8 protein-coding genes and 1 pseudogene are annotated in these 11372 nt (G+C 59.1%); 1 reads left to right on the top strand and 8 read right to left on the bottom strand.

The genetic code is table 11. The features are described from left to right. Nucleotides 1–42: 42 nt before the first annotated feature. The 3 genes from glgX to asd all read right to left on the bottom strand — a co-directional run bounded on the left by glgX (nucleotide 43) and on the right by asd (nucleotide 5547). Entirely contained in the window at nucleotides 43–2019 is a 1977-nt protein-coding gene (gene glgX, locus ABLV52_RS23765; protein ID WP_048335467.1) for a glycogen debranching protein GlgX, read from the bottom strand. Beyond that, nucleotides 2016–4202 carry a 1,4-alpha-glucan branching enzyme gene (gene glgB / locus ABLV52_RS23760; RefSeq protein WP_023291214.1) on the bottom strand — a complete coding sequence of 729 codons (2187 nt, stop codon included), beginning with the start codon at nucleotides 4200–4202 and terminating at the stop codon, nucleotides 2016–2018. The genes glgX and glgB overlap by 4 nt, the downstream gene beginning before the upstream one ends. Before the next feature lie 238 nt (nucleotides 4203–4440). Further along, complete coding sequence (gene asd / locus ABLV52_RS23755) at nucleotides 4441–5547, bottom strand: aspartate-semialdehyde dehydrogenase (RefSeq protein WP_348890999.1); 1107 nt, start codon at nucleotides 5545–5547, stop codon at nucleotides 4441–4443. 103 nt (nucleotides 5548–5650) lie between these two features. On the opposite strand from asd, the pseudogene ABLV52_RS23750 reads away from it, so the two are divergent. Then, nucleotides 5651–6012, top strand: a pseudogene (locus ABLV52_RS23750) (hypothetical protein). On the opposite strand, the gene gntU reads toward ABLV52_RS23750, so the two are convergent. The 5 genes from gntU to ABLV52_RS23725 all read right to left on the bottom strand — a co-directional run bounded on the left by gntU (nucleotide 6009) and on the right by ABLV52_RS23725 (nucleotide 11149). Continuing rightward, nucleotides 6009–7349: a gluconate transporter gene (gntU, locus tag ABLV52_RS23745; protein WP_004202127.1), complete on the bottom strand. Its 1341-nt coding sequence runs from the start codon at nucleotides 7347–7349 to the stop codon at nucleotides 6009–6011. The pseudogene ABLV52_RS23750 and the gene gntU overlap by 4 nt on opposite strands. After that, nucleotides 7349–7879, bottom strand: coding sequence for a gluconokinase (gene gntK / locus ABLV52_RS23740; protein ID WP_004202126.1), 531 nt, complete (start codon nucleotides 7877–7879; stop codon nucleotides 7349–7351). The genes gntU and gntK overlap by 1 nt, the downstream gene beginning before the upstream one ends. Before the next feature lie 180 nt (nucleotides 7880–8059). Further along, nucleotides 8060–9055, bottom strand: coding sequence for a gluconate operon transcriptional repressor GntR (gene gntR, locus ABLV52_RS23735; protein WP_023291217.1), 996 nt, complete (start codon nucleotides 9053–9055; stop codon nucleotides 8060–8062). A 239-nt stretch (nucleotides 9056–9294) separates the two neighbouring features. Further along, on the bottom strand, nucleotides 9295–9990 hold the full coding sequence (locus ABLV52_RS23730) for a pirin family protein (protein ID WP_002920779.1): 696 nt from the start codon (nucleotides 9988–9990) through the stop codon (nucleotides 9295–9297). 121 nt (nucleotides 9991–10111) lie between these two features. Next, complete coding sequence (locus ABLV52_RS23725) at nucleotides 10112–11149, bottom strand: oxidoreductase (protein WP_032454242.1); 1038 nt, start codon at nucleotides 11147–11149, stop codon at nucleotides 10112–10114. Between the last annotated feature and the right edge of the window lie 223 nt (nucleotides 11150–11372).

Below are 11372 nucleotides of genomic sequence, written 5' to 3'. Positions count from 1 at the left end.
CCGCCGCGCCGCCGCCACGGGTTCAACCGGAAGCTTCAGGGCTTACGACCTTTGAAATACGCACACTCCGTGCGCGGGCCCATGCCAGACAGCCATGATGACCGGATTATCCTCTCCGGCGAATGGAGGAACGGCGCGCCATTCCCCCTCGGGTAAAACCATATCGACCACCTCTGCGGTGGCGTTCAGCGTGAGCAGCCAGCGATCCGACAACTGGATCTGCATACACGCTGCCCCCTGCTGCCACTCCCCGGCAGTCAGCGGCTGGGCATGGCGATTAAGCCAGCGGACGCTGCCATCCCCCTCCTGCCACCAGCGGTTGCGGGTGAGCGCCGGAATGCGCCGGCGCAGGTGGATCAGCGCCGCGGTAAAGGCGGTTAATCCCGGGTTCGCCTGGCGCCAGTCGAGCCAGGTAAGGGCGTTGTCCTGACAGTAGGCATTATTGTTGCCGTGCTGGCTGTGGCCCTGCTCATCGCCCGCCAGCAGCATCGGCGTCCCCTGAGCCAGCAGCAGCGTCGTCAGCAGCGCATGCACGCTGGCGCGTCGCCGTTCAATCACCGCAAAATTAGCTTCTAATCCTTCTATACCATGATTGTTGCTGTAGTTATTGTTAGTCCCATCGCGATTCTCCTCCCCGTTCGCCTCATTGTGTTTCTGATTGAAACAAACGCAGTCGCGCAGCGTGAAGCCATCGTGGGCCGTCACCAGATTGACCGTCGCCGATGGCGGCTTGCCATCACGGGCAAAGAGATCGCTGGAGGCCGCGAAGCGTTGCGCGAAATCCCCCAGGGAGACGTTTTGCTGCAGCCAGAAGCGGCGGGCGCTATCGCGAAAATGGTCGTTCCACTCGGCGAACAGCGGGGGAAAATTGCCCACCTGGTAGCCCCCCGGGCCGATATCCCAGGGTTCGGCGATCAGTTTCACCTGCGACAGCACGCTGTCGTGGCGGATAGCCTCGAACAGCGGCGCATCCTGGCGGAATTCCGGCGTCCGCCCCATCACTGAGGCGAGATCGAAGCGAAAACCGTCGACATGGCACTCATCCACCCAGAAGCGCAAACACTGGCGCGCCAGTTCCACTACCCCCGGGTGGCTGAGATTGAGCGTATTCCCGCACCCGGTCCAGTTGTGATAATCGCCATCTTCCCTTACCCAATAATAGCTACGGTTGTCGATTCCGCGCAGGGAGACGGTGGGACCTTCAAGATCGATTTCCGCGCTATGGTTGAGCACGATATCCAGAATCACCTCGATACCGGCGGCGTGCAGCGCCTTAACCGCATCGCGAAACTCATCCAGGGCGCGCGTCGGGTCGCTGGCATAGCGCGGATCCAGCGCGAACCAGGCCAGCGGGTTGTAGCCCCAGTAGTTGCTCAACCCCATCCGCTGCAGTCGCGGCTCGCTGGCGAACTGCGCCACCGGCAACAGTTCAAGGGCGCTGATGCCCAGCGATTTGAAGTAAGCGATCATCACCGGGTGGCCCAGCGCCTTATACGTTCCGCGAATGGCTTCCGGCAGCTGCGGATTAAGCAGGGTGAGCCCTTTCACGTGCGCTTCATAAATCACCGTTTCCCCCCATGGGGTACGCGGCGGTTTATCGCCCAGCCAGTCGTAACGCAGATCCACTACCTGCGATTTTGGCGCTATCGCGGCGCTATCGCGATGATCCGGCTGCCACATTCCGCCGTGCAGGCGCTCGTCGTCCGGCAGATCGCCCTCAACCCGGTGAGCGCAGGGATCGAGCAGCAGCTTGGCCGGGTTAAAGCGGTGTCCCTGCGCCGGATCCCAGGGGCCATGCACCCGGTAGCCGTAGCGCAGGCCCGGCCCGACGGCAGCCAGCCAGCCGTGCCAGATGTCGCCGCTGCGCGCCGGGAGATCGAAGCGTTGCTCGTTGCCCTGCTCGTCGAACACGCACAGCTCCACCCGCTCCGCGTGGGCGGAGAAGAGGGCGAAGTTCACCCCCTTGCCGTCATAGCTGGCGCCCAACGGCGCAGGCTTGCCTGCCGCGAGGTTGGTCATTGCGCCTCCCGGACCAGCCAGATCGTCGCCAGCGGCGGCAGGGTCAGGGACAGCGAATGTTCGCGACCGTGGCTGGGGATGGCATCGCTTTCCACCACCCCGCCGTTGCCCTGGTTGCTGCCGTGATAGTGCATCGAGTCGGTATTCAACGCCTCGCGCCAGCGGCCCGGCTGGTTGATGCCGAAGCGGTAGTCGTGGCGCGGCACCGGCGTGAAGTTGCTGGCGACGATAATCTCGTTCCCCGCCCGGTCGCGGCGCACAAAGACAAACACTGAGCGCTCGTGGTCATCCACCACCAGCCATTCGAAGCCGTACGGGTCAAAGTCCAGCTCGTGCAGCGCCTTATGGTGGCGATAGGTATGGTTCAGGTCGCGCACCAGCCGCTGGACGCCGTGGTGCCAGTTGTCGCCGCCCTCCAGCAGATGCCAGTCGAGGCTGCCGTCGTGGTTCCACTCGCGGCCCTGGGCGAACTCATTGCCCATAAACAGCAGCTTTTTCCCTGGGAAGGCGAACAGCCAGCCGTAGTAGGCGCGCAGATTGGCGAACTTCTGCCAGGCGTCCCCCGGCATGCGGTCGAGAATCGATTTTTTGCCGTGCACCACTTCATCGTGGGAGAGCGGCAGCACAAAGTTCTCGGTGTAGTTGTAGAGCATGCCGAAGGTCATTTTGTCGTGATGGAAGCGGCGGTGCACCGGATCGAGTTTCATGTAATCCAGGGTGTCGTGCATCCAGCCGAGGTTCCATTTGAACCAGAAACCGAGGCCCCCGCCGGCTGGCGGACGGGTTACCCCGGCGAAATCGGTGGACTCTTCCGCCATGGTGACCGCGCCCGGCGTCTGTTCGCCAAGGATGCGGTTGGTGTTGCGCAGAAACTCAATGGCTTCCAGATTTTCCCGGCCGCCGTATTCGTTGGGGATCCACTCCCCCGCCTTGCGGCTATAGTCGCGATAGATCATCGAGGCCACCGCGTCGACGCGCAGAGCATCGATGCCGAAGCGTTCGATCCAGTACAGCGCATTTCCCACCAGGAAGTTGCTGACTTCGCGGCGTCCGTAGTTGTAGATCAGGGTATTCCAGTCCTGGTGATACCCCTCGCGCGGATCGCTGTGCTCATACAGGGCGGTGCCATCGAAAGAGGCAAGGGCAAAATCATCCGCCGGGAAGTGGCCAGGCACCCAGTCCAGAATGACATTTAGCCCGGCGGCGTGCGCGGCGTTGATAAAGTAACGGAAATCATCGCGGGTGCCGAATCGGCGGGTCGGCGCATAGAGGCCGGTGGGTTGATAGCCCCAGCTGCCGTCGAACGGGTGCTCGTTAACCGGCAGCAGCTCGAGATGGGTGAAGCCCATCCATTTTGCGTAGGGCACCAGCTGGTCGGCCAGCTCGCGGTAGCTCAGCCAGAAATTATTGTCGGTATGACGACGCCATGAGCCAAGATGCACTTCATAGATAGAGACAGGGGCATCGAACTGGTTCGCCGCTTTGCGGTCCGCCGGCTGTTCGACTTTAGGCGGCAGGTCGCAGATAAGCGAGGCGCTTTCCGGACGCATTTGCGATTCAAAGGCGTAAGGGTCGGCTTTGACCCGCAGATGGCCGTGGGCGTCAATCAGCTCGAATTTATACAGCTGGCCATTGTGCGCGCCGGGGACGAACAGTTCCCAGATGCCGGACTCTTTGCGGAATCGCATCGGGTGGCGCCGGCCGTCCCAGTAGTTAAACTGCCCCACCACTGAGACGCGACGGGCGTTCGGCGCCCATACCGAGAAACGGGTGCCGGTGACGCCGTCCATGGTGGCGGCGTGCGCGCCCAGCGTTTCGTAAGGGCGCAGGTGGGTCCCTTCCGACAGCAGCCAGACGTCAAGATCCTGCAGCAGCGGACCAAAGCGATAAGGGTCATCAATCAGATTCTGCTGCCCGTGCCAGGTGACGGCCAGCTGATAGCGAAAGGCGTTTTTACGCCGCGGCAGAACGCCGCTGAAGAAACCACGCGAGTCGAGGCATTCGAGCTTGCCGACTTTGCGTCCGGTTTTCGGTTCAATAACCCACACATCGGTGGCATCGGGTAATAATGCGCGCACTTCCAGCCCGGCGTCGGTACGGTGCATGCCGAGCACGGAAAAAGGGTCCGCGAAATGACCGGCGATTAGCGCATTAATCACGTCTCTATCGATATGATTAGACATGCTTTCATCCTGTTGTAAGTGTCGCTCATTCCTGTAACTGGCGACTTTTTTTGACCTGAACGGCGCAGCGCTTTCTGCATCCTTCTGCTCCGTCCCACCTTCAGGTAAGGAATTCCTTACTTAAAGCATAGCCAAGGCTGAGTTACCTCCGTGGGGAAAAATCTAACATCCGCGTTTACTCCTTGTATTACGCAAAAAAAAAGGGGGCTCGAAGACCCCCTTTCTGTTCATCCTGCGCTTACGCCAGCTGGCGAAGCATCCGGCGCAGCGGCTCCGCGGCGCCCCACAGCAGCTGGTCGCCAACGGTAAAGGCCGACAGATACTCCGGCCCCATATTCAGTTTACGCAGGCGACCTACCGGGGTGGTCAGGGTGCCAGTCACCGCGGCTGGGGTCAGCTCGCGCATGGTAATGTCGCGATCGTTCGGTACCACTTTGGCCCACGGGTTGTGCGCGGCCAGCAGCTCCTCAACGGTCGGGATAGAGACATCTTTTTTCAGCTTAATGGTGAACGCCTGGCTGTGGCAGCGCAGCGCGCCGACGCGGACGCACAGGCCGTCTACCGGGATAACGGACGAGGTGGCGAGGATCTTGTTGGTCTCCGCCTGGCCTTTCCACTCTTCGCGGCTCTGGCCGTTATCCAGCTGTTTGTCGATCCACGGGATCAGGCTGCCCGCCAGCGGTACGCCGAAGTTATCCACCGGCAGCTCGCCGCTGCGGGTCAGCGACGTCACTTTGCGCTCGATATTCAGAATGGCGGAAGCCGGGTCCGCCAGCTCTGCCGCGACGTGGTTGTGCAGCTGGCCCATCTGGCTCAGCAGTTCGCGCATATGACGCGCGCCGCCGCCGGAAGCCGCCTGGTATGTCGCCACGCTGACCCACTCCACCAGATCCTGGGCAAACAGGCCGCCGAGGGACATCATCATCAGGCTGACGGTACAGTTGCCGCCGACAAAGGTTTTTACGCCGTTGTTCAGGCCGGCGGTGATCACGTCCTGGTTAACCGGGTCGAGGATAATGATCGCATCGTCCTTCATGCGCAGCGAAGAGGCGGCGTCAATCCAGTAACCCTGCCAGCCGCTTTCGCGCAGCTTCGGGTAAATCTCGTTGGTGTAATCGCCGCCCTGGCACGTGACAATAATGTCCAGTGCCTTCAGCGCGTCCAGATCGAACGCATCCTGGAGCGTGCCACCGGTGCTACCGCCGAAAGACGGCGCTGGCTGTCCCAGCTGGGAGGTAGAGAAGAACACCGGGCGAATGGCGTCGAAATCGCGCTCTTCAACCATGCGTTGCATGAGAACAGAGCCGACCATTCCGCGCCAGCCGATAAAACCAACATTTTTCATAACGTATTCCTGCGAGGTGTGTGCTGTTTGTGCCTGACCAGTTTCCAACTGGATTATCCCTCACCTTACAAAATGCAGCTAAAGTCGCAAGTGAAATTAATCAATGATTGCTGAACAATCAGAAAAGCAACTTATCCTGCACATTGTCCACCGTCGCTGGTCGTCGTCAAAGCGCAATGATTATCGGGGAAATCACCCAGGGAATGGAACATTTTCCGTCGCGATTTTATTGATCCTGATTATGGATTAAGCGCGAAATCCGCTGATTTTCCCCTTGCCAAAAAGAGGCAACAAACCCAGGTGCAGCAAGGCTTGCCGAAGGATACGAGCATCGTCGTAGCGCTAATAAGGGCGAGGAGCGGGAAGAGAAAAGAGGGAAAAAGCGCGGCTTATCGCCGGGAAGCCAGGGTAAACGGCGTTACCCTGGCTTTTGGCCACCCGCGAGCGGGTGGCGAACAGACTTAGCTCAGCAGCTGGAAGGCGATCATGCCGACAATCGCCCCGGTGGTGCCGAGGATGGTTTCCATCATCGTCCAGGTTTTCAGCGTCTGGGCTTCGGTGGCGCCGGTAAATTTACCGAACAGCCAGAAGCCGGCGTCGTTCACATGGCTCACGACAATCGAGCCGCCGGCGATACAGATAGACAAGGCCGCCATCTGCGCGCCGCTGTAGTTCAGCTGCTCAATCACCGGCATCACCAGGCCGACCGCCGTCAGGCACGCCACGGTGGCGGAGCCCTGGATGATACGCACTGCCGCCGCCAGCACGAAGCAGGTAATGGCGATCGGCAGCCCCATACCGGTCAGCGCTTCACCCAGCGCCGGGCCGACGCCGGAGTCAACCAACACCTGCTTGAAGACGCCGCCTGCCCCGATCACCAGCAGGATAATGCCCGCCGGCTGCAGCGCATGACCGCAGATCTCCATCACCCGGTCTTTCGCCATCCCCTGACGTACCGCCAGGCCGTAGATTGCCACCAGGCAGGCTACCAGGATCGCGGTGAATGGGTGACCGATAAATTCAAACCATTCGTAAGCGGTCGACCCCACCGGCACAAAGCGCGCGGCGATGGTTTTCAGGCCTACCAGCACCAGCGGCAGCAGGATCAGCGACAGGCTGAAGCCGAAGGAGGGCATTTTGCCTTCGCCGAGATGCGGCTCCGTCACGTCGTCAGGAATATGCAGCTCAACGTAGCGGCTGATGAAGTTGCCCCACAGCGGCCCGGCGATAATCATTCCCGGAATGGCCGCGCACAGGCCAATCAGGATCATCCAGCCAAAGTCGGCGTGCATTTGCGACGCCAGCAGCATCGGCGCCGGTCCCGGCAGCAGGAACGCCGCGGCGGCGGCCACCCCGGCAAACAGCGGGATCACCAGCTTCACGAGGTTAGTGCCGGTATGGCGCGCCATCGAGAAGGCGACGCTGATCAGTAGCACGATCGCCACTTCAAAAAACAGCGGCAGCGCGCAGATGAGGCCGGCGAGACCAATCGCATAGTGCGCGCGATTGTGGCCGAAGGATTTGAGCATCTTGACGGCAATCTGATCGACCGCCCCCGTTTCATGCAGGATCTTCCCGAACATCGCGCCCAGCGCGACGACGATCGCCAGGAAGCCCAGCGTACCGCCCATCCCCTTCTCCATCGTCGCCGCGATTTTATCCAGCGGCATGCCGGAGAAGAGACCTGCGCCAATAGAAACCACCATCAAAGCCACGAAGGCGTGCATCCGCGCCTTCATGACTAAAAACAGCAGCAGCAATACCGAGCCGACTGCTGTTAAAACAAGCGTTAAAGTACTCACTAGTGACTGCCTTTGTTGATCACCTCAATGGTGCTGGCCACCACGCCTTCCAGCGGCTGGTCGATATCGACGATAAGCACATCGCTCTCGTCGGCGCCTGGTTCCTGCAGCGTTTCAAACTGCGTCACCAACATTTGGGTTTTGAAGAAGTGCCCTTTACGCGCCTTCAGACGGTTTTCGATCACCTCGAAGTCGCCTTTCAGGTAGATGAAGGAGAGGTTCGGGTTGCCCTTGCGCAGAATGTCGCGATAGCTCTTCTTCAGCGCCGAACAGACGATCAGCGACACCTTATTGGTACGCTGCATGGCAAACGCGGCGTCATTTAGCGCCTGCAGCCACGGGGTACGGTCGTCATCGTTGAGCGGCTCACCGGAGGCCATCTTGGTGATATTGCTGCGCGGATGCAGAAAGTCGCCGTCGAGAAACGCGGCATGCAGCTGATGCGCCACTTCGCTGGCGACAGCGGATTTCCCGCTGCCGGAAACGCCCATCAGAACGTAGACGTGGTGATCATGATTAGTCGTGCTCAAAGCATCCTCCCACCGGACAGGTACGCCGCGCCGGGGCTGACTCATTGAGCGCGAAGGCGGCGTATCGGTTAATTGTTACGGGTAACTGTTATCGGTAACATTGTCATGCCGGACCTGTGGAGAAGCAATATCCATTCGTGCCAGATGTGAATATGTGTGATCTACTTCAAACTTGTCAGTTTAAATTGATCCGCCCGGTGACAATGTGAAACCTAAATCTAACATCTTAGGGGTAATCGCTTCGCCACGAATGCGCGCCAGCAGACGTTCGGCGCCAATGCGCCCCATCCGCTCGCGCGGGGTCAGGACGCTGGCCAGCCGCGGCTCCATCACCTGGCCGATATCGTGGCCGTGGAAACCGGCTATCGCCATGTCGTCCGGGATCTTCAGCCCCAGGCGCTGGCACTCAAAGGCCGCGCCGACCGCGAGGTCATCGTTGGTGCAAAAGATGCCGTCAAGCTGCGGGTATTCGCGGCGCGCCTGGCGCATCAGCTCAATCCCGGATGAATAGGACGAGGACTGCTCCACCATCACGCTGTAGGGCGTCATGCCCGCATCGAGCATCGCCTGCTCGTACCCCTTCTGTTTGATGATAGTACGTTCATCAAGACGCGCGCCGAGATAAGCAACGTGGCGGTGGCCGCGGGCGATAATCGCCGCCGTCATCTGCCGCGCCGCTTCGAAGTTATCGAAACCGACCGCGATATCGAGGCACGGTGACTGGCTGTCCATTAGCTCCACCACCGGAATGCCGGCGACTTCAATCATCTTCAGGGTGCGGGGCGTATGGGTGCGTTCGGTGAGGATCAGGCCGTCAATGTTCCAGGAGAGCATCGATTCGAGGCGTTTCTCTTCCATTTCCGGTTTGTAGCCGTAGTGCGCCAGCATGGTTTGATAGCCGAAGGCGTCAGTGACGCTTTCAATCCCGCGCAGCACTTCCGAGAACACCTGGTTGGTTAACGATGGCAGCAGCACGCCAATGGCGCGGCTGGTGGCGTTGGAGAGAATGTCAGGGGCGCGATTGGGAATATAACCCAGTTCATCGAGGGCAACGGCAATCTTGCCACGCAGCGCTTCGGAGACCTGCTCCGGGTTGCGTAAATAGCGACTGACCGTCATTTTGGTCACGCCGACAAGATCGGCTACATCCTGAAGTACGGGTCTTTTCTTTTTCATCGTCCTGACTGTGATCAACGGGGAACATTTTCTCAGTTTATCACGGACAAAGCGCAACCTTCCCTAACATGAGGGAAGGCTACGCAATTTATTTATACCTATCATACTTCGAGTTGCATGCGCGTTGGCTTTCCTCGCTCACCCCCAGTCACTTACTTAAGTAAGCTCCTGGGGATTCTCTGCGTCGCCGCCTTTCTGCAACTCAAATTATTTTGGGTATAGACGACCTCAGATAACGATCAAACCGGCGGCAGATCGAACAGCAGGATTTCGCTATCGCTGTCGGCATGAACCGAAATCGCCTGCTCGTCCCAGATAGCCAGACCATCGCTGGTGGTGGCTTTGGTACCGTTGATGGTCACTTCGCCTTTGACGACCTGGATCCAGACGCGACGTTCCGCGGCAATCTGGTGAACCGACTGCTCATCTTTCAGCAGCGCCCAGCGATACAGCTCCATATCCTGATAGACCTTCAGCGAGCCATCCCGTGCATCCGGCGACAGCACCAGCTGTTTGCCCTGGGCGGCGTCGAAGCGGCGCTGCTCGTAGCGCGGGGTAATGCCGGTTTCTTCCGGAATAATCCAGATCTGGTACAGACGCAGACGATCGGTTTTGCTCGGGTTGTACTCAGAGTGACGCACCCCGGTACCCGCGCTCATGATCTGGAACTCGCCCGCCGGCACCTGCTCTTTGTTGCCCATGCTGTCCTGGTGCTCCACCGCCCCTTCCAGTACATAGGTCAGGATCTCCATATCTTTGTGTGGGTGGGTACCGAAGCCCTGACCGGCGTCGATGACGTCGTCGTTAATCACCCGCAGGGCGGAGAAGCCCATAAAGTTCGGGTCGTAGTAGTTGGCGAAAGAGAAAGTATGCCAGGAATCCAGCCAGCCATGGTTAGCGTGGCCACGTTCGTTCGCTTTGCGTAAGTAGATCATGTTGCACCCCCATATGTTTTCGATGGAGTCAGTGTGGACCCATTTAGCCGACGATCATAGAGGGTGAAAATTGACTCCTCTGTTCAAAAAATATGAACAAGCGCCGAGGAGCCGACTGGGCTTATTTCACCAGAGTAATGGTGGCCGGTGAGGGCTGCTCAAAGCCGCGCTGCAGGATCTCCATATTGGTAAGAACGTCAGATTCCTTGACGTAATTTGGCTGGCCGTTGACGAGGGTGTCGTACAGCGCGTCGTAGACCCGGCCATAGTCGCCGCTCTCCAGCGGGACCGCTTCGCGCACCGTCTCCCCCGCCTCGTTGACATACACCAGCTCGCCGACGCTGTCGTCCGCGCCAAAGCCCGGCTCGCCCGGCATGATATTGGCTTTCAGGCTGGTCTCCTGCTGGTCGATACCATATTTCACAAACGAGCCTTTATGGCCGTGGACGATGAATTTCGGGTAGTCGATCTGCACCAGGTGGCTGGTCTTAACGATGGCCTTCAGATCGCCGTAGAACAGCTGGGCCTCAAAGGTATCATCCGGGTTAGCTTTGTTGCGCAGCGAGCGCAGATCGTAAGCGACATGGTCCGGGCGGCCGAACAGGGAAATAATCTGGTCCAGGGTATGCACGCCAAGGCCATAGAACTCGCCGTTTTGCGGGCCGCCGGGGTTGGTCTCCGCCAGCGGACGGTAGTTGTCAAAATGGCTTTCGATCTCCACCAGTTCGCCAAGTTTGCCGCTCTCAATCACCTTTTTAGTGGTCAGGAAGCAGGAGTCGAAGCGGCGGTTCTGGTAGGGCGTCACCGTCAGGCCTTTGCTGTTCGCCAGCGCAAACAGGGTCTTGGCTTCCTCCAGCGTCGGGGTGAACGGCTTTTCCACCAGCACGTTTTTCCCCGCCTCCAGCGCCTTTTTCGCATAGTCAAAATGGCTGTCGGCATGGGTGCAGACCACCACCAGCCTGACCTGCGGGTCGTTTAACACTTCATCGAGATCGCTGGTGAAATGGATGTGGGAATACTGCGGCGCCTGCTCCTCGGGCTTCGCCCGACGGCGATAGATGTGCGCCACCTGCCAGCGGTCCTGGCGATGTAACACGTAAGGAAGATGGTAGCGGGTGGTGCTTTTGCCGAAGCCAATAAATGCGCAGTGCAGAGTCATAACGCTGTCCTTAGTTAATGAGCTACCTTCAACCATAGCGCAAGCCGGGACATGACTTCATCCTCTCAGTCCGTTTTCCGTGAAGATTCGTCAAAAAAATAGGTCTCGTACCATCCATACGTAATTATTAATAACTCATTGATTAACAACAGATTAAATCGACATTTTTCGGTTAAATATCTTGATCTCAATGGCGAAACTGCGGATAAGTGGAGGGCAAACC

This window comes from Klebsiella sp. GB_Kp056 (assembly GCF_040064755.1).
Lineage (GTDB): Bacteria > Pseudomonadota > Gammaproteobacteria > Enterobacterales > Enterobacteriaceae > Klebsiella > Klebsiella quasipneumoniae.
Note: the sequence above shows the minus strand (reverse complement) of the source record. Positions and strands in the feature narration are given on the sequence as shown.